The following is a 23,193-nucleotide window of genomic DNA, read 5'->3' as shown; positions in this document are numbered from 1 at the left end:
CATGACGACGCTTGGGATCGTACGCCAGGCGGCGGGGGCCTGTTTGTTCGGCATGGCGCTGCAAGCGCATGCCGCCAGCCTGCAGATCTCGCCGGTAATCCTGAACCTGGACGGCGCGGAACGCGCCGCCAGCATGACCTTGCGCAACGAAGGCGCCGAACCGATCTATGGCCAGGTCCGCGTGTACGCATGGAGCCAGACCACGACCGAAGACGTGCTGCAGGAGACCTCGGACCTGGTGGCCAGCCCCCCGATGATCCAGATCGCGCCGGGCGGCACGCAAGTCGTGCGCCTCTTGCAGCCCGAGGCCGCCAAGCGGCCCGGCGAAGCGTCGTACCGCCTGATCATCGACGAAATCGCGCCACCCGATCCTTTGCGCGCAACGGGCGTGCAAGTGCGGCTGCGCTATTCGGTGCCTGTGTTCGTGGGCGCGGCCCCGCAAACTCCCGCGCAGCGGCACCTGGCCTGGACCGTGGTGCGCAACGGTCCCGACTGGGCCCTGCGCGTCGACAACAGCGGCACGCACCGCGCGCAGCTCAGCGACGTGGCACTGGTATTCAACGGCCAGCGCCGCAGCCTGCGGGACGGCCTGCTCGGCTACGTCCTGGGCGGCAGCGCGCGCCAGTGGCCCCTGCCCTTCCAGCCCGCCATGCACGGGGCGGTCACGGTCAACGCGCGGGTGAACAGCGTTCCCGTCCAGGCCGACGTGCAAGCCGATACCGGGAAGTGAAACATTGCACGCGCGCCATGCAGCTGACTCTGATGCTCGCCGCCGCAGCGGTCCATGGCGGTGCGCGCGCGCAATCCGCCCCTGAGACGGCCGTGGGACTGGCGGCCATCGACGTCTATCTGAACGTCAGCATCGGCGGCCAGCCCAGCCATCGGATCGCGCGATTCGAAGACGAGCATGGCCGCCTGTCGGCTCGCGGCGCGGACTTGCGCAGCCTGGGGATCGATACCCATGCCTTGGGAATAGCAGACGATGCACGGATTCCCCTGGAAGAGATCCCCGGCCTGAAGTACCGCTACGACGCGGCCGCGCAAGACGTCGATCTCGACCTGCCGGACCGGTACCGCATCGCGAACCGTATCGATGCGCGGGGCTTGAATCCCGTCGCAGCGGCCACGGCGGATCGCGGCCTGCTCATCAATTACGATCTTTATGCGCGCACCGACCGCGACAATCCGCTGGCGATCTGGAGCGAACAACGCTATTTCGACCAATATGGGGTCTTCAGCAATACAGGCACGGCTTACCTGTATCGCGACCTGCGGCGCTATGTCCGCTTCGACTCCAGCTGGACCCACTCCGACCCCGCCACATTGACGGCCACCCAGGTGGGCGACACGATTTCCGGATCGCTGGCCTGGTCGCGCTCCATACGCATGGGCGGCCTGCAATGGCGGCGCAATTTCTCATTGCGGCCCGACCTGGTCACGTTCCCCATGCCGGACTTCGCCGGCAGCGCCGTGGTGCCGTCCTCCGTCGATGTCTATATCAACAACATCCGCCGCTATTCGGGTGACGTCCCCAGCGGCCCCTTCGTGGTCGACAACGTCGCGGGCATCACGGGTTTCGGGCAGGCAAACGTCATCACGCGCGACGCCCTGGGCCGGCCCGTGTCGCAGTCGGTGCCCATCTACATCGATACGCGGCTGCTGGCGCAAGGCATGTCCAGCTATTCGGTCGAAGCGGGCTTTCTGCGCCGCGCGTATGGCTGGCGCTCGTTCGACTACAAGGACGATCCCGCCCTCAGCGGCACCTGGCAATACGGCGTCTCGAACGCACTGACCGTTGAAGCGCATGGCGAAGCCAGCGCCGGCCTGTACAACGCGGGGGCCGGCATGCTGGCCAAGCTGGGCATGGCGGGCGTCGTCAACGCGTCGCTGGCCGGCAGCCTGGGCAGGAACAGCGGCCTGCAGGTGGGCCTGGGCTATCAGTACGTGGACGAGCGCTACTCCATCGACATACAGAGCCTGCGCGCGATTTCCGACTACGCCGATCTGGCGGCCAACGACGGCATCCCCGTATCGCGCGCCAGCGACAGGGCGACGCTGGCCGTGCCCCTGGGCGGCGGGCAGACCGTATCGCTGAGCTATATCGGCCAACGCTATCCGGGCGTCGACGCCGCCCACATCGGTTCAGTGGCCTACACCACGCGGCTGGGCAACCGCGCCACGTTGAGCGTGAGCGCCTACCAGGACTTCAACGACAGCGACAGCCGCGGCGCGTTCCTCAGCCTGGGCATCACCCTGGGCGAAACCTCGTTCAATGCCATGGCCGGACGCCAGGACGGCGGCTCATACACCAACGCCAGCGCAATCCGCAGCCCCGATTACGGCGGCGGATTCGGCTGGGGCGTGCAGGCCGGCACCTACGAGGCGGGCCGCTACGAGCAAGGCTGGGGCCGCTACCTGGGACGCTACGGCGAGATCACGCTGGGCGCGCAGCGCTACGACGGACGCACCACGGGAGAGCTCGACGTGAATGGCGCCTTCGTGTTCATGGATGGCGCGGCGCAAGCGTCCCGGCGCATCGACGACGGCTTCGCGCTGGTCTCCACCGGCGAACCCGGCCTGCCCATCCTGCATCAGAACCGGGTCATCGGCCATACGGGCTCGAACGGCCGCCTGGTGGTGCCGGACCTGAACAGCTACCAGACCAACACGCTGGAACTCGACGGCATGGACCTGCCACCCAACGCGCAGGTGTCGGCCTATGCGCTCGACGTCGTGCCCCAGTCCCGATCCGGCGTGCTGGCGGAGTTCGGCATCACCCACGAGGCCGCGGCCACCGTCGATCTCGTGGACGGCAACGGCAAGCCGCTGCCGGTGGGCGCGCGGGTCGTGCACAGGGAGAGCGGGTCCGAGGGCGTGGTGGGCTACGGCAGCCAGACCTTCGTGCGCAACCTGGGCAAGCGCAATCATCTGGACGTCCAAGGTCCGGATCTTGCCTGCACGGCGCGGTTCGACTTCCAGGCCCCCGCCGACGGCAGCCTGCCGCGCCTGGGGCCGGTGGCATGCGTGGAGGCCCGGCCATGAAAACACTGATGGCCGCATTGCTGCTGGCGGCCCTGTGGCTGGGCGGGAACGGCGCGCATGCGCAAACTTGCACCGTGTCCATGACACCCATCACGTTTCCGAACTTCAATCCGGTGCTCGGCGCATCGGTAACGCAGACCGGCACGCTGACGGCGACCTGCACCTGGGGCCTGCTTACCCCGGGATATGCCCGCGTGTGCGTGAATCTGGGCATCGGCGGCGGATCGACCGTGCAAGACCCGCGGCAGATGGCCAATGGAGTCAATCGCCTGCAATACCGGCTATCGCCGAACTCCTCCATGAGCCCGCTGTGGGGCTCGGCCGCCAACGGATCCACGCCCGTCATCCTCGACCTCACCCAGCCCCTGCTAGGCAGCCAGGCCACCGTCAACCAGCCCATTACCGGGCAGATCCTGTCAGGCCAATACACGGTACCCACAGCCAACAACGCCACGACCGCGTACTCGGAAACTTTCACCGGCGTGGCAACCTTCGACTACGGATTCTCCATCCTGGTCCGGCCCGCCTGCTCGTCGCTGACCACTCGCGGCAGCTATAACTTCACGGTACGCGCCAACGTGACCAACAACTGCACCATTTCCGCCTCCCCGTTGAACTTCGGGTCGATGGCTGACTTTCGCTCGGCGCGCCTGGCGAATACGACGCTGGCGGTGCGCTGCACGAACAACGACGCCTACCGGATACGCCTGAATGGCGGCCAGAACGGCACCGTAAGCCAGCGCTACCTGCGAGACGCCACCGGCACGCGGCTGGTAAGGTATGACCTGCACACGTCGGCGGACCGCACGATCCCCTGGGGCGACGGCACCGCGGGCACCGCCTTCGTCACCGGCACGGGAACCGGCAACATCCAGCAGGTGCAAGTCTATGGACGGGTGCCCGCGCAGACGGCACCACCCCCCGGGCAATACAGCGACGTGGTGACCGCGACCATCGAATTCTGAGGGTCAGAACACCACTGTCCAGTATTGGTCGCCCCCCGCGCGCTGCGCATGCCAGGGCGTTCCCTGGGAACATCGCACCGCGGGACGAGCCGGTCCCTGGCTGACCGTGCAGAGGCTGGGAACCGTGAAGCGCACGAGCATCGGCGCAAGCGGCGCGGACTTTGCCTGCTGGGCCGCCAGCCCGATGCTGCCTGCAAGCAAGAGTCCCAACGCCGGGAAGACAAATTTGGAGGTCATGAAAAAGCTCCAGACCAGAGTTGAGCCATCTGCACTAACGGCGACGCGCCGGATTTCTTAAGCGCGGCACGACTTCGCCCCCGAATTTTTTGCCCAGATCGCACAGGAGATTCACTAGTGGTTAGATCCGCAACGACAGCATCGGTTCATTTCCCGCCTGCCGTCCTGGCAGCCCCATTGCGGCGGCGCCGACGGCCCAGGCCCTGGCTGGCGGCCCTGCTGCTGGCGACAATGCTGTGTTGCCTTGCCCTTTCCTGGCAAGCCCAGGCCGCGGGGCTGCTACAGCCGCAAGCCGCGGCGGCGTCTTCCTCGGCGCTGACTCCGGCGGCCCTGGCGGACTTGCTGGAGAATCCCGAAGCGCGCAAGGCGCTGGTGGATGAGTTGCGCGCGCAGGCCACCGGCGCAAAGCCTGCCGCTTCCCGTCCCGCAGGCGCGGCCCCTGCATCCGCGCAGCCCGCCGAACCCGGGTTGCAGGAACGCATGGCCGACAACGTCCAGCGCTTCCTGACCGGCCTTGCGACCGACATGGGCCAGGGCGTGGAAGACATGCGCGCACTGGCCTCGGGCAGCAGCCTGCGCATGGACGGCGACGCCGCGGGCCATGCCCTGAAGCCTCTCGCCCTGGCCGCGGCCGCCACCATCCTCGCCTTCATCCTGCTACGGATGATCGCCATGTACGTCTACGGACGCATCGACCGCTGGGTCGCCGAACAGCGCCACACTCCCGAAGCGCCGCCCAAACGCGGCGCGCCTGCCTCCATGCGGGTGCTGTACCGGCGCGCCGGAGCCATCGTGGGCGCGCTGGCCATCGATGCCGGCGTGGTGGTGCTTGCCGCCATGGCAGGCGGCGCCGCAGCCCTTTGGAGCACGCCTGGCCGCGGCACGCTGGACACGCTGGCCGCGGTATTCCTGCGCGCCTTCGTCTCGGTGGAAATCGTCAAGGTGCTGGTCCGCACGGTGTTCGCCGTCAAGCATCCGCACCTGCGCCTCTTGCCCATGACGGATGACAACGCCAGGTACTGGAATGCGTGGCTGCTGCGCATCGCCACCGCGGCCGGCTACGGCACGCTGCTGATCGATCCCGTGGTCTCGGCCTCGCTGTCGCCCGCGCTGGGGCGGCTGGCCAACCTGCTGATCATGCTGGCCGTGTACGTGTATGCGGTGCGCGTCATCTGGCGCAACCGCCAGACCGTGCGCGGGCACCTCGACCGGCGCGCCGCCAGCGCGACGACGTTCATGGGCTCGCGGCTGCACATTCTGGCGCGCGTGTGGCATGTGCTGGGCATAGGGTACTTCACCATCCTGCTGGTCGTCAGCCAGGTAGACCCGACCAACGCCCTGCCCTTCATGGCCCGCGCCACCGCGCAGACCCTGCTGGTCATCGGCGTGGGCAGCCTGCTGATCCTGCTGCTGAACACCGTGCTGGCCAAGCCAATCAGGCTGCCGGACGACCTGCGCAAGCGCCTGCCGCTGCTGGAGGCGCGCGTCAACGCCTATGTGCCCGCCACCTTGAAGCTGGTCGGCCTGATCATTCGCATCGTGCTGGTGCTGCTGGTCCTGGACGCGTGGCGCGCTTTCGACCTGTCCCGCTGGCTGGCCTCGGATGCCGGCGGCGCCGCCATCCGGATGACGGTGAACATCGTCATCGTGCTGCTGATCGCGGCGCTGGCCTGGACCGTGATCGCCAGCATCATCGAGCATCGCCTCAGCCAGAGCGAAGGTCGCGGCATGCCCAGCGCGCGCGAGCGCACCCTGCTGGCGCTGTTCCGCAACGCGGCGCTGATCGTCATCGTGACGATGACGTTGATGGTGCTGCTGTCGCAGATCGGCATCGACGTCGGACCGCTGATCGCCGGCGCCGGCGTGGTCGGCCTGGCCATCGGTTTCGGCGCGCAGAAGCTGGTCCAGGACATCATCACGGGCGTCTTCATCCAGCTTGAAAACGGCATGAACGAGAACGACGTGGTGCAGGTCGCGGGCGTATTCGGCACGGTGGAGAAGATGACGATACGCTCGGTGGGCATCCGCACGCTGGACGGGGGCTACCATCTGGTGCCGTTCTCGTCCGTGGACGTCGTCGCCAACCACATGCGGGACTTCTCGTACCACCTGGGCGAATACACCATCGCGCATCGCGAGAGCGTGGACGACGCCATCGTGCATCTGCGCGCGGCCTTCGCCGAGCTGATGACCGACACGGTGCTTGGGCCCGAGATCCTGGAAGACATCACGGTCGCCGGGGTCACCGCGGTCAACGAGAAGGGCGTGACCATCCGGATCCTGATCAAGACCACGCCGGGCATGCAGTGGGCCGTGCAGCGCGGCTACAACCGCCTGCTGAAGAAGCACTTCGACGCCGCCGGCATCGAACTGCCCTACCCGCACACCGTGGTGTACTTCGGCCAGGACAAGCGGGGCTATGCGCCGCCGGCGAATGTCTTCGTGCAAGCCGAGCGGCCCGACGAAGGCGAGGACGCCCGCGCCGCCGGCCACACCCGGCGCCCGCTGGAACCCGCGCCGCGTGGCGAGGACTCGGCCGAGGTGCTGGGCAACGAGCTGGAGGCGCGCGAGGAAGGCGAAGCGCCGCGCACGTAGCCATACGCCAAGAGCATCCATGGGCCCGGCCAGGCAAGGAGCGTCCGCCCCTTGTCGCGGGCGCGCTTACGCATTGACCGCGACGTCATATTTTGATAATTTCTTAACAAATTATGTCATCGCCGAATTGCCCTGCGCAGGGTGCTCCGCGGCGCTCCGGAGCCAGCACCGCCCCCGCCGGCAGCTGGCCACCCTACCCGGAGATTCCCATGACGGCTGTGCTGATGGTCGACGACCACGCAATGTTTCGCGAGGGTCTGCAACTGACCATTGCACGGCTGGCGCCCTCCCTTGAAATCTGCCTGGCATCGAACGGCAACGAGGCCATCTCGATGCTTGCAGCCCGTGCGGATATCAGTTGCGTGATCATGGATTACTACCTGCCGGACATCGGCGGCAGCGCGCTGCTCAAGCGCCTGCGCCAATTGCGCCCCGGCATACGCATCCTGGTGATGTCCGCCTCCGAAGACCAGAACGACCGCGACCGCGCGCTGATGGCAGGCGCGCGCGGCTTCCTGCACAAGTCCGCAAGCAGCCAGATGCTGCTCGCAGCGCTGGAGGAAGTGCAATCGCCGCAAGGAACAGGCGCGCAGCCGCCCACCGCCGCGGCCATACCGTGCGCGGCCATGACCGATGAAATTGCCTTGCTCAGCGAATTGACTCCCAGGCAAAGCGACGTGCTGCGCCTGATATGCGCCGGCATAGGCAACCGCGAGATTGCGCTGCAACTGGACGTGGCCGAGAAAACGGTCAAAACTCACATCACCGCCATCCTGTCTGCGCTCGGCGTGCAAAACCGCACGCAGGCCACACTATTGGCGCGCCGGGGCGGCTTGCTGGGCAAACCCAAGTAACCGTTCCGCTATTCGTTCAACAGCGACAGGTACCGCGCCATTCCCCCCTCTTCCTGCGCGACTTCCTGCATCAGGTCCGCCAATGACATGCCGCCCCAGGCCACTGCCTTTCGCAACAGGTAGGGCGTGGGGCTGTGCGGTTCGATCGCCGCCAGGTAATCGGCGATGCGCGATAGCTGGCGGTAGGCTTGCGCGCGATTGGTCAGCGGACCCAACGACGCCACGACACCGGCGTCCACAGGATCATGAATGGCCGCGGCCTCCTGATCCGCATGCGCCCGGCCGGGCATTGTCAGCGCCGGCGCTTTCCTGGCATCGCCGGCGATGGTTTCGCCCTTTCCCCCTGACCGGATGCTGTGTTCGGCCAGCAGGCCGCCGGCCACGCGCGCCAGCCGGGCCAATACATCGGGAGTACGCCACAGCCCCGGCGCGTCGCGCCCCAGCCGTTCGTCCAATCTGCGTTCCAGCCCTTCCCATGCGGCTGCGGCCGCGTCGACGAACCTCACCATGGACTGAAGTCCCGCACGGTTGGCCGGTAGCGCCGCATACGGCATCAAGGCATCCCGGCTGAGCGCAGGCTCGGCAGGTTCAGATTCAGATTCCGCATCCGTTTCGATGCCGGAAATCGCACGGGACGTATTGCAGGCGCGCTCCCAATCGTAGAGATTGATCTCGGGCGGCTCCCTGTCTTCGGCGCGCAGCAACGGCAGATGCAGCGTGCAGGCCAGCGACAGGGTGGTGTCCAGCCAGATGAACGGCGCACAACGCGCGTCGGCCGCGTCTTCGTCTTCCATCCGCGGCCAGGCGGTTTCCCAATAACGCTGCAGCAGGCCGTCCAGCACACGGATCCCCGCCGCCAGGCCTTCCAGGCCATGCAAGCGCGTCCAGGCTTCGCATAACCATGCCGCCACCTGCAGGTCCTTGCCCTGCGTTGCCAGAGCCTCCTGGCACAACGCGGCAACCAGCGGCCAATCCGCTTTTTGCAACGGACGGTCCCAGTCGCCCATCGGCAGACTGGCGTCGTCATGCCGGCGCGCATCCTGGATCTGCTGGTACACGGGTGCATAGCGCAGCGCGGCACCCGCGCCGCCTTCCGCCGGCAACGGCGCCAGCAGGGCTTCCAGTACCGCCCCCTCCAGCGGCATTGCTTCGTGCTTGCTCATTGCGCGCTCCATTCCGGCGCGCGCGCCGGAAAACTGTTCGGCCATTGCAGCGGCGTATTCCTGCCTGCCGGCATCAGGGCGATGCGCAGGAACACCCGCCCCTCTTCCAGGTCCGGCACCCGCGCCATTCCAGCCGCGTTGGCCATTCCCAACGGAAAATCGAAGCGCAGCAGCGGGCCTGCTCCGCGTGGCCCGGCGTCGGCGGCCTGGTGGCGCTGCATCATGGAGATCAAAGCCCAAGGATCGCTGAATTGCCACGTCAGGATTCGCCCGTCGGTCGTCAGGGCGGGCTGCCGCGGGTCCGCCATCGCGATCAGCGGCGAATCCTTGGCGAACCGCAGCGTCAGCGTGACCGGCGTGCCGTAATTCCAGTGCAGGGTCCTGGACGCGTCGCCCAGAGCCAGGCTCTGCCCCCCTATGTTCAGCGTCCAGTCGATCAATTGGTTGGCGGCCAATTCATCGCTGCGGTTGGCCCGGAACTCCACATTCAGGTCATAGCCGGCCACCCCGGCATCCTCGGACGGGTACAAGGGCGCGAACAGGGCGCGGACCTGCGCGAAATTGTCGATGAACCTCATGACCGATCCGGATGGAGTCGCGCCCCTGGCTTCGCCGTCCGCATCCCGGTATGTTCCGGCCACTCCGTCATAACGCTTCAAGGTCTGGCCAAGTTGCCCGTAATCCGCCGACGCCAGCCCCGCGGAGCCTTGTGCGGCAATGGCTCCCACGCTGGCATACCGCGCAACCGCACCCACCGCGCCCGCATTGAACGGCGCGCGGCCCGCCACCAGCACGTTGAAGGTCGCGGAGAAATCCTCCCACTGCTGGCGCAGGTCGGACACATACCGTTGATTGCAACGTCCCTGCAGCGCGCTGTACAGACGTGCATACACGGCGCCGAAGTAATCGTCGCCGCCGGCCGGCGGCGGACCCGCGGGGCGCGCCCTGCAGCCGCCCGAAGCCGGGTCCGCCACTGCCTGCACGAACTGTTCCAGGCGCAGCAAGCTGCTGTTTGGATTGCGCAACCGATACCGCTCCAGATCCTGATTGATGGCGCGCCACCGTTGAGCCAGCGGCGAGGCCGCGCTGATGGGATCCAGCGCCGCCAGGTACACCCCGGCCTCGGCGCCCAAGGTCAGGGCGCGCGCCGACTGATGGTCCAGATAGGGTCCGAGGCCGGCGGCGTCAGCGACGCCGAACATCGCCAGCACGGAAGTGCGCACGGCCGGCGCGGCGGCTTCCGCATCGAACCGGGTCGCGTACAGCTCCGAACGCTGCAGGCGCCGATCCACCTGGCGCAAATGCTCCATCGCGTCGCGGGACACCAGGGCATCCAGCGTGTCCGACTGCCGCGTCGCGCCCAACTCGGCCAACAAGGCGCGGATCCGCAGCAAGCGATTGCGCGCCGCCGTGAAAGCAGCGCTGTCTTCTCCCGCATCGGCCTGCGCCGGCGTGGCCGCTGCCATGGTCTGGTCGAACACCAGCCTGCCGAACTGCACGTCCAGCGTCCGTTCCACCACCGGTGACAAGGTGGGCGGCACGCTCTTCATCCCGTCCGCGAGAAAGCGCTTGCGCACCTCGCCCAACGCCAGGGCCTGATCCAGCTGCACGCGGTTCCAGACGATGACCGCGCCGCCGTCCAGAACGGGCGGCTGCAGGTCGCGTGGCGGGGCCATGAAAGGCTGCGCCAGCAGGCCCGCGAACGCGTCGCGCAACGCCAACCGGGAAGGAGACAACACATAGCGCGCCTCCTTGTCCTGCCACAGCAGGCCGCTGTCCGGTCCGTCCAGACGCAGGGCTCTTTCGCTCTTGAATCCCTCGAAGTCCGCGCGGTCGCGCTCGCGCGCCGCGGCTGCGGCCTCCGGCCCCAGCAGACGGTTCTGGGTAGCGCGAGCCATCGCGCGGTCATAGGCGGCGCCTGGCGTGAACGCGGCCTGACGCATCCATCCTCCCTTGCCGGCCGCCAGCAGATCCTGTTGAGCGGTGATCGCGGTAACCAGCCTGCGATAGCTGCCGCTCACCTGCGCCGCGTCTTCCGCGTTCATGGCGGCGTCCGTGATCTGGCGCGTGGACTGCGCCACGGCGCGCTCCGTGAGCAGCAGCGGATTATTCGCAAACAGGCGCCGGTTCAGCTGCGCCGACGCCTTCTCGAACGCACAGCCGAATGCCTGCTGCAAGCTGGCCAAGCCCTGCTCTGCCGTCGGCGTCATGCCGTAGAGCACGTTTCGATCGTGGCCGCGGCTGAAGTACGGAAGCACGTTACCCAGATCGCCTTGCAGATCGGCGCCTAGCGCGTAGCGGACCACCTGCCGCAGCGCGTCGGCGTTGCCGCCGCCCGGCTGGCGCAGATGCTGAAACGCCCGCAGCGCCGCATCGAACTGGTCGGCGCCCGCCACGTACCGTTGCAATGCACGCAGTTCGGGCTGTTCATCGATGCTCAGACTGCCGGCGCTGCTTTCATCGCCCTCCAGACTGGCGGACGGAGCGCATATGCCGTCCGACGCCAGCAAGCCGCTCACCGGGTCCAGTCCTACCCCCGTCAGCTGCGACGCGCGCGCGGCCAGCTCACGCTGGATAGCCGTCACGGCAATTTCGCCGAACTCTCGGGCAAAGCGCGCACGCACGCGGGGAGTCAGATCGTCGATGCGCGACCAGGATCCCGGCATGAAGACGGTCCACCCGGAATCCACCTGCAGCCCCTGATCCAGCGTCAGCAAGGCCAGGGCGCGCCGCCGGTACCATTCCGCCGGCAGCTCCTGGCCCTGTTGCAACGCCACGGCGCGCTCGCGCGCATCGCGCCGGGTATCTTCCAGCGCTGCGACCAGAGGCGCGTTGTGCCGTCCCAGTTCTACCGTGGCGATGATCAATCCCCCGCCCCACACCCCGAGCAAGGCGATGCCGCCCCAACGTACCGCCCGGTGCAGCACGGGCCGGGTCAGATGTTGCGAGCGCGAAGGCCGGGTCAGTCCGTACTCCTGGAAGATCTTGCGTTCGAAAAGGTCCCGCAGGAAGGCCGGTTGGCGCAACAGCTCCGCCAGCGCCGGATTCGCGGCCTCACGGCCGTCGCCCAGGTACGGTTCGGCATCACCGGCATCCACTCGCGGCCCCGACTCGGCTTGCCGCCCGATCGTGCGCGCCGCCAGCTCTCCGCTGTCTCCGGTCAGATAAATGCCGCGAAAGAAAAAAGGCTCGTGATAAGCGCTGGGCCGCAACAGCTCGTCCACGTATAGCTGCAGCTGCGCCTGCATAGCCTGGATGCGCGCCGGCAGCAGCAGGAAGCCGCGCGCGTCCGCGACGCCCGCGTCGACCGCGAACAGTTCCGCGCTGGCGTCCGACACGGCGCCAGTGATGGAGCGCATCGCCGTCTCCACCCAATCCGATTGATATGTGGTGGACAGGTCGTAGGGGGAAGACCAGCCCAGCATGCTGGCCCGCAGCGGTTCCGGCAAAGCTCCCGCGAACTCGCTGAAGCCCTCCAGGGCTTCGCAGTCCGTCACCACCACATAAACGGCAAACCGCATGGCGAACCGGTTCTGCGCCAACCACAGCCGCCGATGCGCCAGCTTGGCCCGCCGGGCAAGTTCCAGCTGGGAGTCCGTGTCGGCGGTCAGCAGCATGCCAGCAGGCACCGTGATCACCACCGAGTCAAAGGGCCGCTGCGGACGATAATTCCGGCACAAACCCAGGAATTCGTCCCAGGGCTTTTCGTTGCTGTCCTGCCCCGGCGCGTCCAGATAGGCCGCCTTGATATCGATGACAATGCCGCGGTCGAAGAAATTCCACGAAATCCCCTGCGTCGACGTCGGCCCCGCGGCTTCCGAGCCCAGCACGCTGGGTACGCCCGCCTGGGCTATCGGCAGTCCGCCGCTGCCGTCGCCCTCGTTGAGCACCATGATCCACGGTATGCGGTAGCGTTCGCCGCGCGCGGCGATGTTGGCCTCGATCAGCTCGACCGCCTGGCGGAAGGCATTGCGCAAGGAATCGGAGCGCAGCCGCACGACCTTGCGGTCCTGCTCGGGTTTCTTGTGGGCGCCATGCCTGGCGAAGTACAGGACTATGCCCAGCACGGCAAACACAACCAGGGTCAGCACGACGACCGACAACAGGAACAGATTGCTCGTCAGCATGGCAAGGCTCCCTGGATCACGTTACGGATGATCTGCATGGCGTCAGTCCCGGGCAACATCGGCGTGCAGCGCCTGACGCACCGGCCATGACTGCCATAGCCAGGCGATCTCCGACACGGCCAGCAGCGACGCCATGCCCAGCAGAAAGATGAAGGTCCATCGGCTGACCGTCGGCAGCTTGCGCGGCGCGACGTGCGACAGGATGTTGGAGTACGCCGCCGGCGCCAGGACCCGGTCCCGGCCTCCCAGGTCCGCCCGCCGCTGATAGACGAATTCGTACAATTCCTCGCGATAGCCGCGCAGCCGTTGCGCCGCATCCGCACCGCGATAGCGGCCCTGAAACCCCACCGCCAGCGCAAACAGGTACAGGCGGGCGATGCTGCGGCGCGATGGCTCGCGCCCCGACAACAATTGCTCGATGCGCTGGAAAACCAGATCGCCCGCCACGTTGGTGCGGAACAAGTTGGATTCGAGCAGATAGGCGGTCCAGCGGTCACGGCCCGCCCACTCGGCATTCAACAGGATCTCATCGGCCAGGACCGCCTTCAGGTAGCGCGCGTCGGCCAGGTTCTCGGCGTCGAACCGGGTGCTGTCACGGCGTGCCTGCAATGTCTGGATCTCAAGCAGGCTCAGCATGTGCCGGCTGAGCTCCTGCGCCGCAGCCTCGGCCGATGGCGCCTCGCCTGCCGACACCCGCATCCGCACTCTCTCCAGTTCGTCCAGAAACCCGCGGAACTGGCTGGTCACCAAGTCGTCTTCGTCCCCATCGGGCCGATTGCGTGTCAGATTCGCCATGATCTCCCTTCCCTCAGCCCTTCACGAACAACAGCATTTCCTGGGGCCGCTGCGCACTTTCGCCCTCGTTGGCATTGGCGATCAGCAATGGCTCATCGCCCTGCACCAGGCCCGAGGCGGCCTGGATCTCGAACAACAGGTATCCCGAGCCCGAACGCAGGCCCAGTTCTTCGGCGTACTCGACATTGCGCCGTACAGCCCCCAGCACGCGACGGCTGCGCAACGATGGATAGACAGGCTGGGACCCGATGACCGCCCCTGCCATCCACGCCAGCAGGTCGCGGTCCGATTGGCCCCGCACGCCGATCACGAGCCGCTCCCCTATCCATTCCGGGCGCAGCTTCAGCGCGAAGGCGCCGTGGTCGAAGTCGAACTTGTACTGGCGGAAATCCTCGTTGATCTCGGAGCTTGCTTCCCGCAGAAAGCGCAGCATGGGCGTAAAGACGGAAAGCGGATCCGCATGGTCGTAGTCGGGTGGCGGCGGCGATATCGCGCCAGGCTTGAGCAGGCATAGCGATCCCGCCAGGGACGCCAGCGCCAGATACAAGGTCCAGGGGTGCAGATGCGGCGTGCGCAGGACGGCCTCGGCCATGGGCAAGCCTGCGAGCAGGCTGCGCAGCCTGTCCCTGAGCTCCAATTGGGTCAGCCGGTCATCCACCCGGGACGATGGATTGGCCGTCTGCCGGGCGATGAAGGCAGCCTTGCCGCGCAACTGGCCCAGCAACGCCGAGGCCGCGACCCAGAGCGGGTTGTCGTGTTGCACTTCCAGCAGCGGCGGCAGGCGTTCGCCAACCCTGACGACCTCATTGTCCTTGTAGAGCGATCCCAGGCGCAGCGCCACGAACTGCGCGGCAGGCACGTCCCCGGCGGACAACGCCAGGTTGGGCAGCAGGCGCGAGATATCCGCCGCAGGGGCGTCGGACACCTGGTCCTCTACCGGCGCCCCGGCCACGGAACGGAATCGGCGGACTTGCCCTTCGCGTCGGGCCAGGGTCGCGACGGGCAAGGTCACGTAAAAGTCGATCGGACCGTCGGCCAATTGCGCCGCATGGGAATCCAGCGCCAGTTCCAGTCTTTCCGACGTGTCCGTTCGCGCGGCATAGGCAATGGCAGTGCCGTCCGGCATGATCGCTTCCAGCTCCAGAACCCGCACGATGCCGGCGGGCAACAGTCCGCTGTCCAGCACCAGCCGGCGCACGCCCCAGCTGAAGGGCGCCGCCGCCAGCGTCTGCCACGCCACCAGCGTGTCGACGCGCGAGGCCAGCAACTGGAAGTGCTGGGGCGCCAGCAGCATGCCTTCATGCCATTCCACGGCATCCGTCACCACAGTTTGAAGGCGGGTCATGCGGCGGCCCTCCTGGCATGCGCACCGGGCGCGCCGGGCAAGAATCGAAACCTATTCATCATTGGCCCGCCGTCACGGTAAATCCCTTGTTCTCCAGGCGGATCAGCAGCCGGCCGCTGAACGCGTCCACCCGCGCCCGATGAGCGCCCGGCGCCGCATAGCGCGCAAACACGAATGCCCCCGCCACGCGCGGGCCTTCGAGTTTGTCTCCGGGTACGCTCAGATGCTGGCCCGGAACCACCTCCCAACCTTCATATCGCAATCCCTGCGGATAGGTGTTGAGCAGGTCGTCCTTCCCGGCGAACCACTTGGCTGCCGTCAGTTCGGCAAAGCGCGCCAAGAGGGTTTCGTCCCTGACCAGCACCAGGTCGACCGCCACCGGACTATCGCCATTCGCGTCCGTGGCCGCGGATACCACCACCTGCTTCCACGCCGGCTTTTCGCCCTTGAAATAGTCCAACCCCAACGCGGAACATCCCGTCAGGGCCGCCATCAGCATCAATACCCCGCCTCGCGCAGCGCGCCATGCCCACCCCGTCGCTCTCATCACCTGGCTCCCAACCCGATACCCAACAATACGATCAGCAATCCCGCCAGCACCATGCAACTTCCCATCAGCATCAGCTGCATGCCGGAAAAGGCCAGTTGCAAAGGAGCGCGCCCCGCCGTCCCGTCGCGCCCGGCCGCCCGTTCGGACGAAAGGCCGTCCGACACCCAGGCCACGACCACGCACACGCATAGCAGGCTGAGCACCGTCCGCAATCCATCGCACAGCAGGTCAATGGCCACGAACAACACGCCTGCAGCTTCCACCGGCAGCTCGAGCAGCCCCAGCGTCAAGCCCGCGAACGCCACGTTCGCCGCTCCGCCATGTCCTGCCGACACGAAGGCCGCCGCCATCGAACCCGCCGCGACCAGCACGAGTTCCGCGCCGCCCAAAGGCCTGCCGTAAAGATTCGCGACGAATAGCGTCACCAGCGCGAAATACAGCGCCGCCCCGCCCCTCAGGAATACCGCACCGAAGGGCAAGGCAAGCTCAGCCACGCCGCGGCTGAATCCCAGGCGCGCGCTCATGACTTCGATGGCATGCGGAACTGGCGCTGTCGCGCTGCCGGAGGCCAGCCCGACCAGCAGCGGTCCTTTCATCTCCGCCAACACGGACAGGAACGGCAGGCCTGCGCGGGCCGATATGACGGCCATCGCCGCGATCGACAGCACGATCGCCGACAACATGAAGCACAACAGGAAGCCGCCCATGGCGCCCAGCGTGGCCGCCTGCGCGTTCGACGTCAGATACGCGCTGGCGCCAAACGCCAGGACCGGAATCAGCAGATTTGCCCGGTCGATGATGATCCCCAACGCCCGGTACGAGCTTTCAAAGATTCCATCGAGCAACGCGGTACGCTCGCGCGACAACGAAGCGAAGGCCAACCCGAACAACAGCGTCGCCACCAGAATTCCCAGCGTGTTCCCCTGCGCCAGCACGCGAAAGAAGTTGTCGGGCAGCAGCCCACGCATCACGCTCTCCCGCCGCGATGCGCCATCGCCCATTGCCGCGCCGGCATCCGGCGATTCCATCAGGCTGACGCTGTTCTCGGACAGCGCATTGCCCTCGCTCCAGACCAGCTCGCCCAACTGGGCATGTTCCTGCGGGCTCAGGTGCTTGCCCGGCATGACGGCCGCGCCCAGCAGGGTGCCGCTCACGGCGCACGCGCCCACCAGCGCCACCGCCAGGGCCGCGGTCAGCGCAATCCGCCTGCCCGGGCGCGGCATATCCAGCACCTGGCGCAAACCGAAGAAGATCGCCACCACCAGCAAGGGCATGGCGGCCATGTTCACCACCACCAGGTAGAGCTTGCCGACCAGGTAGGCGGCGTGCCCCAACGGCTGCGCCATGACGCCCGCCAACGCCCCGGTCGCCATGCAGAAGGCCAGCAATACGGTGCTGCCGGAGAGGCGGTTCAAGGCGCTCATGCGGACACGTTCCAACCGCGCGTCAACGCATAGCGGACGGTTGCCGCCGCCAGCTCCTGCGTGCTGTCGATCAGCGGCATGGGCGCGTGCGCGATCGCCCCCGCAGCCAAGGGAATCTCCGTGCACCCCATCACGGCCGCCGTCGCCCCGCCGGCTTCGAGCTGCCGCAACGCCAGTTCCAGCTGGCTCGCAGCCGCCGTCAGGTCTCCCGCCTTGACCTGCGCGATGCAGGCGGTGATCCGCGCCTGCTCCACGGCGCCCGGCACCAGGAAATCGATACCTCGTTCGCGCAGGCTCGCCTGGTAGAAGCCCGACACCAGCGTGCCGCGCGTGGCCAGCACCGCGACCTTGCCGCCTTGCGGCACGGCGTCGGCGCAAACCTCGCCGATATGCAGCATGGGCGCCGCGCTGCGCCGCTGCATTTGCTGGTACCAGTGGTGTGCCGAGTTGCACGGCACCACCAGCAATCCGACGCCGCTGCGATTGAGCAGGTCTACGCCCGCGTACAACGCCGGCAACGGATCCAGGCCATCCCCCAGGATCGCGGAAGAACGGTCTGGCGTATGCGGCAGGTTCGCCACCACCATGGGCAGATGATCCTGGTCGCGCGCGCCGTGTGTCAGGCGAACAATGCGTCCCATGAAGTCCACCGTCGCCAACGGCCCCATGCCCCCAAGCACTCCGATCATCGTCATCGCGGCCTCCTATACCCGCAGCGGCCGCGGGCAAATGACCGACACCGCCGCCGAGTTGCCGATCACCAGGATCAGGGTGCGCAACATGTCGCATAGCGGATCGATGGCCAGGAAGAGAATGAAGGCGGCCTCGAACGGCAACCCCAGATAGGCGCAGGTGATCCCGATGAGCGACACGGTCACCAAGCCCGTCATGCCGGCCGACGCAAAGCCGGCCAGCACCGACACCAGCAACACCGTGGCCACCTCGCCTACGCCCAGCGGGCGTCCATACAGCTGCGCAATGAACAGCGTCGCGCATACGTAATAGACCATCGGCCCGACCCGCAGCAACGACACGGCCAGAGGCACAAGCAGTTCCACCCGCGCCCGGGCGAATCCGAGCTTGTCGGCCAGGCTTTCGATCATGCTAGGCATGCAGGCCGCGCTGTTGCGCGTCGCCAGCGCCAGCGCGAACGGCGCGCGCAGGGCTTCCAGCGTCACGGACAGCGGCTGGTTCGAACGCTTCCAGATGACTACCACCGCCAGCGACAACAGCAGCACGGCCACCGCAAAAAAGGCCAGAACGAACTGTGTCATCGCCTGCAGCGGCTCGATGCCAGACTTGGCCATCTGCGAGGCGCTCATGCAGAACAGGATCAGAGGCAGGGGCAGGCTGAGCCAGTGCATCAGCTTCTGGCAAGCGCAATACACGGTCTCGAGCACCTGGCTCAAGCCTACCGAAATGCGCTCAGGCACGTAGCCCACCGCGATCCCGAACAACAACGCGAACACCAGCGACTTCAAGGCGTCGCCGCTGGCCAGCGCGGCGAAGATATTGGTCGGCACCAGGCTGCCGAGCAGGTCGGCCAGGGTCAACGTCTTGGCGGGCACATCGGCGCCGTACAGATTCATCACAGTGACGCTGGAGGCGGAATCGCTGCCGACGATGAGGCCGAATGCCTGCAACGTCGCGCTGGACAGGTCGGCGCCGGGGTTCAGGATGAGCAGCACGGCCGCCCCGACCAAGGCCACCAGCGCGGCGGTGCCGGCGAAGACCGCCAGCACGCGCAGAAAAAGACGCGATGCGCCGCCGTCGCGAAACAGGCGCTGCAGGCTGAATATCACCGCCGAGATCATGAACGGCAAGGTCGTCATCTTCAGGAAATCGACGTACACCTCGCCGATCAGCGACAGGCTGCGGGAAAATGCCGGCAGGTAAAGCCCGGCAAGGCCGCCCAGCACCAGGCTCCCCAGCACCAGCCAGGGATTGAGGACGATCGCGTAGAGTCGTTTCAGAGTCATGATGGTCCAGCTTGCGCCTGCCTCAGTGATTGGTGGCCTGCAAGACCACGTTGACGTCGAACCGCTCGCTGCGGTCCGCCAGGTACAGGTTGATAAAGCCCAGCAGCGCCTGGTCCGACGCATTGACGGCCATGCCGAGCGTGTCCTCCAGATCCTGCAGCGTCACGACCCGCAACCGCAGCGAAGCCGTGGGATCGATCTTCAGCACGCGCTTGACCTCGAATTCGTCACGGTAGGCGGCGGTGACCTCTCCGCTGTCCAGCGCGGCCAGCACGGCCTGCCAGGTGGGGTATTGCCGCACATCGGCCTGCGGAAAGTTGGCCGTCACGTAATCCGCATAAGAGGATTTGGCCACCACGCCGATCGTGCCGGTATAGGCGCGTATCACCTCCGGCACCGAGCGGCCCCGCGCCAGTTGCGCGAACTTGACGCGGTTGAGCAGCAGGGCGCGCTTGAGCGACAGGTATGGCGCGCTGAAGCTGACGACCCGCGCCCGCGATAGCGTGCGCGACAGCTTGCTGATGGCAAGGTCCGCCTGGCCTTCGGCCAGCAGGGTCACCACGCCGTCGAAGGTCTGGGCCTGGCGGTTGAAGCGCACCCGCACTCCCAGCTTCTGCGCGATCTCCCGCGCGAAATCCACGTCAAAGCCACTCAGCTTTCCATTCCGTTCTTCGAAGAACGGCGGCTGGTCCACGCCCAGCAATGCGACCACCAGTTCCCCCCGGTTGATGATCCGGGCAAACTCAGGCGCCAGCAGGGCGCCGTTGTCCATCCGCACCACGCCGGTCTGCGCCTGAGCGGCCGCGCCCCAGGACATGGCCGATGCCGCGCAGAAGAACGTCGCCAGCACGGCGAGACGAACGGACCGGAACAGGGTTTTCAATAGGTGCAACATGCAAGGCTCCGGCCTGTCAGTAGCCAAAAGGAAGAAGCGGGGAACTCAGTCATGGCGGTCCGCCTTGGGCGCCGCGGCCTCTACGGTGGCGGGCGCGGCGGCGGCGATACCCGGCGGCGCGGCTGGCGGTTCCGACAGGCGGGCTCCGATCTGGAAGCCCAGCAGGAACAGCAGCACGCAGAGCAGGACGGCGCAGGCCAGCGTGACGGTCAACATGCGGGGAGTCAGGGAGAATACGTAAGACATGCGTTCACATCCTCAGGGAACCAAAGTCGTGACCTGCGCGGGCGCCGTGATCCGGATCAGTCCGCCCCAGGTGCAGAGCAGCATCGACGCGTCCTGCAAGGCGGGCTTGCCGCCGATCAGCACAGTGGGTGAACCGGGCAGCCAGGGGCCGGGCGTAGCGGGCATGCAGGGCATGGGCGTCAAGGCGCCCAAGGCCGCGGCGGTGGCCGCGGCAACTGCCGGATTGCCCAGGCAACTGCACATGCCGAAAGGCGCCACATTGGCGACTGGCGCATGGTCCATGATGGTGGCAGCGGGCAACGCCCCCGCCAGCACGCCCGCAGGCATTACATTCAGCACGGACGGCGCCGCGCCAAAGCTGCACATCAGGGCCGAACCCGCGGTCACTTGCAGGGCCATGGCTATCCTCTGATCCACTTTTCCAGGCGCGCGCCGAAAGTGGGAGATGACGGTTCGGAGTCTGCCGGCTCCAGGCGGCGCCAAGGTTGCTCCGGCGCACCATTCACGTAACGGCGCTCGGCCAGCGCAGCGCCATCAGGCGCGTAACGGCGGGCGATGCCGTGCAATACCCCCGCGCGGTACGGAGACGCTGCCAACAGCGTGCCGTCCGCAGCGTAGTCACGCGTTTCGCCATCCAGGAGGCCCAGGCGATAGCTTTCGCGGCGGACCACGACACCATCTTGCAGGTATTCGGCCATGCCATCGAGCCTGCCCATCAGGTAGGTCTGCCGCAACGTCTCCAGGCCCGACTGCGCATATGCCACGCAGGGTCCGTGCAATAGCCCGAGCTCATACTGCTGGCGCGACGCCAGCTTGCCATCGCGATAGGACAGCGCTTCGCCATGCAACCTGCCCTCGGCGTAAGACGCGACACGCAGCAACGCGCCAAATTCGTCGTGTATCCGAAGCGAGCCGGACAGGCGGCCCTGCCGGAACTCCGCCTGCAGCAACACTTCTCCGTCAGCGCCATATCGCGTCATCGGGCCTTGCGCCACGCCGGCCTGCCAGGAACTGCGCGCCGAGAGGCGGCCGGCCTCGTCCAGCTCTTCCATGATCTGGATCTCGGGCAAGGAGGTATCGGAGCTATGCATGGCGCGCCTCAGTTGATCTTGACCAGGCCGCCCTTGAGCGCCAGCAGGCCGCCGCCATCGACGGTCTGCGTCGCCGTCGCCTTGTGTTCGATCGTCAGCGCCTTGTTGCTCAGCGTGGTTGCGGCTTGCGCGGTCAACGTCGACGCGCTTTTGATGCTGATGGAGCCTGTGACGTCGATGACAAGATTGCCGCTGACTTTCAGCGTGTAATTGCCGGCCACGTCCTGGGTGAATGCCGCCCGGTTGGCGTGCGTTTCCTCGCCATGGACCTCGACGCTGCGCGCGCCCTGCACCACATGCGATTCCTTACCCTTCTGTACCTCGATGCGGCGGTCTCCCCGCTTGACGATGCGGCTTTCATTACCGCCGACCTCCGTCTCAAGCGCGTCCTCGATGACGACCCGCATGTCCTTCTGCGCATGCAAGTACAGTTCTTCCGCATCGAGTTTGTCCTCCATGCGGATCTCATTGCCCGCCACGCCGCGCTTGGACGAGCGCGACCGCATGACGCTCTGCGTCTGCTCCGCCGGCAGCTGCACGGGCAAGGTCTGCTGCTTGTTGTAGACCGTACCCGTCACCAGCGGCCGGTCGGGGTCGCCGTCGACGTAACTCACCACCACCTCCTGGCCGACTCGGGGCAGGAACCAATGCCCCCACCCCTGCCCCGCCACACTCTGCGATACCCGTACCCAGCAGGAGCTGTCCTGGTCGCGCGCGGGGCCGTCATCCCAATGGAACTTCAGCTTCACCCGCCCATGCGCGTCGGTCCATATCTCTTCACCCGCCAGCCCCACCACCTGGGCGGTATGCGTCCCGGTGACCATGGGCCGGGGCGTCACAGGCCTGGGACGGAACGGCACGGCCTCCGGCAGCACGTCAAAGCGGTTCCGGTATCCCTCCTGGGTCGCGTCGTGCGTGACGGCCCGCAGAACGTAGGACACATTCAGAGCGCTGTCCGGGTGACCGGCCAGTTCAAAGCGGGAACCGGCCGACAGGCCATGGCATCCGCTGACGCCGCTGCCCACCTGCCCGTCGGCCTGTTGCGCGGCCAGCCTGATGGCGGCCTTGCGGTCGCCGTCCGCGGCGTCGGCGTACTTGCCGGGATAGACATAGTGCCGGGCGTCGGGCAACAGCGCCGGCTTGCGCGATGCGGCAAGGGAAGTGCTCGCCGTGAGATAGTCATAGTCCGCCAGCACATGCCCCGGCGCCACGATGCCGTGCGCCATCTCGAACGCATGCACGCGGTCCGGGTCCGCCCCATCGTCCTTGTCCAGCGCGCACTGCAGGCGGGCGGCATGCGCATTCACGGAATGCGCGGCGGGGCTGTCGGCCAGCACCAGCGTATGCCTGCCATCGGCGCCGTCGAAGAAATAGAAGATTCCCTCTTCTTCCATCAGGCGGGAAATAAAGTCGAATGGGCTTTCGTCGTACTGCACGCAATAGGGACGCCGCGGATAGGCGCCCGCTCCCAGCCGGGTCTCGAATGCCACCTCGTAGCGTCCCAGCGTTTCCTTGACGATGTCCAACGCGGTCTTGTTCTGGTGTATGGCACGGTCCCGCCCCAGCGTCAGCAGCCACAGGCGCGGCTGCAGTTCTGCCAGGTAGTAGGCATGCCCGCGGTCCGCGCCCAGGTGCACGAAGCGCGTGACGATTCCGTTGAAGTGCCGAGGCCGCTGATGCGGGCGCTGCAATGTCACCGTGACGGCCTTGCCGACGATCGCTCTCGCATCCAGCGCCTTGTTGGCCGACCTCATTCTGAGATCAAACCGGAACAGCTCCGACATCGCCTCGCGCCCGCTGAAGGATTCCAGCAACAGGACGTCCTTGCCGAACGGCGTGGATACCGAGGCAAACCAATGGGCTTGGGTCTGATCGGCGGCCATGG

19 protein-coding genes are annotated in these 23,193 nt (G+C 66.8%); 5 read left to right on the top strand and 14 right to left on the bottom strand.

Translation table 11 applies throughout. The features are described 5' to 3' along the window. Position 1: 1 nt before the first annotated feature. The 3 genes from HV766_RS04595 to HV766_RS04585 are packed head-to-tail and all read left to right on the top strand — an operon-like array spanning position 2 to position 4,007. Positions 2-730 carry a fimbrial biogenesis chaperone gene (locus HV766_RS04595; RefSeq protein ID WP_175180649.1) on the top strand — a complete coding sequence of 243 codons (729 nt, stop codon included), beginning with the start codon at positions 2-4 and terminating at the stop codon, positions 728-730. 32 nt (positions 731-762) lie between these two features. Then, positions 763-3,042: a fimbria/pilus outer membrane usher protein gene (locus tag HV766_RS04590; protein ID WP_119451913.1), complete on the top strand. Its 2,280-nt coding sequence runs from the start codon at positions 763-765 to the stop codon at positions 3,040-3,042. Further along, positions 3,039-4,007 carry a Csu type fimbrial protein gene (locus HV766_RS04585; RefSeq protein ID WP_175180648.1) on the top strand — a complete coding sequence of 323 codons (969 nt, stop codon included), beginning with the start codon at positions 3,039-3,041 and terminating at the stop codon, positions 4,005-4,007. The genes HV766_RS04590 and HV766_RS04585 overlap by 4 nt, the downstream gene beginning before the upstream one ends. A 3-nt stretch (positions 4,008-4,010) precedes the next feature. On the opposite strand, the gene HV766_RS04580 is transcribed toward HV766_RS04585, so the two are convergent. Further along, positions 4,011-4,244 carry a hypothetical protein gene (locus HV766_RS04580; protein ID WP_119451874.1) on the bottom strand — a complete coding sequence of 78 codons (234 nt, stop codon included), beginning with the start codon at positions 4,242-4,244 and terminating at the stop codon, positions 4,011-4,013. A 231-nt stretch (positions 4,245-4,475) separates the two neighbouring features. Here HV766_RS04580 and HV766_RS04575 point away from each other — a divergent pair, with 231 nt between their 5' ends. Further along, positions 4,476-6,839, top strand: coding sequence for a mechanosensitive ion channel domain-containing protein (locus HV766_RS04575; RefSeq protein WP_054451867.1), 2,364 nt, complete (start codon positions 4,476-4,478; stop codon positions 6,837-6,839). Between the two features lie 209 nt (positions 6,840-7,048). Next, positions 7,049-7,693: a response regulator gene (locus HV766_RS04570; protein ID WP_175180647.1), complete on the top strand. Its 645-nt coding sequence runs from the start codon at positions 7,049-7,051 to the stop codon at positions 7,691-7,693. Positions 7,694-7,701: 8 nt separating this feature from the next. Here HV766_RS04570 and tssA read toward each other — a convergent pair whose 3' ends face one another. Genes tssA through HV766_RS04505 form a run of 13 tightly spaced genes read right to left on the bottom strand, consistent with a single transcriptional unit; the run spans position 7,702 to position 23,191 of the window. Next, complete coding sequence (gene tssA, locus HV766_RS04565) at positions 7,702-8,856, bottom strand: type VI secretion system protein TssA (protein ID WP_254593275.1); 1,155 nt, start codon at positions 8,854-8,856, stop codon at positions 7,702-7,704. Then, positions 8,853-12,983 carry a type VI secretion system protein gene (locus HV766_RS04560; protein WP_175180646.1) on the bottom strand — a complete coding sequence of 1,377 codons (4,131 nt, stop codon included), beginning with the start codon at positions 12,981-12,983 and terminating at the stop codon, positions 8,853-8,855. Before HV766_RS04560 ends, tssA begins: the two co-directional genes overlap by 4 nt. 42 nt (positions 12,984-13,025) lie before the next feature. Then, positions 13,026-13,769 (bottom strand): DotU family type IV/VI secretion system protein, encoded by a 744-nt coding sequence (locus HV766_RS04555; protein WP_054452301.1) that lies wholly within the window; start codon positions 13,767-13,769, stop codon positions 13,026-13,028. Between the two features lie 22 nt (positions 13,770-13,791). Further along, positions 13,792-15,123: a type VI secretion system baseplate subunit TssK gene (gene tssK / locus HV766_RS04550; RefSeq protein WP_175180645.1), complete on the bottom strand. Its 1,332-nt coding sequence runs from the start codon at positions 15,121-15,123 to the stop codon at positions 13,792-13,794. Positions 15,124-15,181: 58 nt separating this feature from the next. After that, on the bottom strand, positions 15,182-15,622 hold the full coding sequence (locus HV766_RS04545) for a hypothetical protein (RefSeq protein ID WP_125472444.1): 441 nt from the start codon (positions 15,620-15,622) through the stop codon (positions 15,182-15,184). Positions 15,623-15,669: 47 nt separating this feature from the next. Continuing rightward, positions 15,670-17,097 (bottom strand): dicarboxylate/amino acid:cation symporter, encoded by a 1,428-nt coding sequence (locus HV766_RS04540; RefSeq protein ID WP_054451873.1) that lies wholly within the window; start codon positions 17,095-17,097, stop codon positions 15,670-15,672. Continuing rightward, on the bottom strand, positions 17,094-17,792 hold the full coding sequence (cuyB, locus tag HV766_RS04535; protein ID WP_175180644.1) for a cysteate racemase: 699 nt from the start codon (positions 17,790-17,792) through the stop codon (positions 17,094-17,096). The genes HV766_RS04540 and cuyB overlap by 4 nt, the downstream gene beginning before the upstream one ends. Before the next feature lie 9 nt (positions 17,793-17,801). Next, on the bottom strand, positions 17,802-19,076 hold the full coding sequence (locus HV766_RS04530) for a dicarboxylate/amino acid:cation symporter (protein WP_054451875.1): 1,275 nt from the start codon (positions 19,074-19,076) through the stop codon (positions 17,802-17,804). Positions 19,077-19,098: 22 nt separating this feature from the next. Further along, positions 19,099-19,971, bottom strand: a complete 873-nt coding sequence (locus HV766_RS04525; RefSeq protein ID WP_225588892.1) for an ABC transporter substrate-binding protein — start codon at positions 19,969-19,971, stop codon at positions 19,099-19,101. Positions 19,972-20,016: 45 nt separating this feature from the next. Beyond that, positions 20,017-20,217 (bottom strand): hypothetical protein, encoded by a 201-nt coding sequence (locus tag HV766_RS04520; RefSeq protein ID WP_119451867.1) that lies wholly within the window; start codon positions 20,215-20,217, stop codon positions 20,017-20,019. 12 nt (positions 20,218-20,229) lie between these two features. Continuing rightward, positions 20,230-20,616, bottom strand: a complete 387-nt coding sequence (locus tag HV766_RS04515; RefSeq protein WP_119451866.1) for a DUF4280 domain-containing protein — start codon at positions 20,614-20,616, stop codon at positions 20,230-20,232. Between the two features lie 2 nt (positions 20,617-20,618). After that, a complete protein-coding gene (locus HV766_RS04510; RefSeq protein WP_119451865.1) occupies positions 20,619-21,308 on the bottom strand; it encodes a toxin-antitoxin system YwqK family antitoxin in 690 nt (229 codons plus the stop codon). 8 nt (positions 21,309-21,316) lie between these two features. Beyond that, positions 21,317-23,191, bottom strand: a complete 1,875-nt coding sequence (locus tag HV766_RS04505) for a type VI secretion system Vgr family protein (protein ID WP_175180643.1) — start codon at positions 23,189-23,191, stop codon at positions 21,317-21,319. Positions 23,192-23,193 lie beyond the last annotated feature (2 nt).

Source organism: Achromobacter aegrifaciens (genome assembly GCF_902859735.1).
Lineage (GTDB): Bacteria > Pseudomonadota > Gammaproteobacteria > Burkholderiales > Burkholderiaceae_B > Achromobacter > Achromobacter aegrifaciens.
The sequence above is the reverse complement of the archived record's forward strand: the minus strand, read 5'-3'. Positions and strand labels throughout refer to the sequence as shown.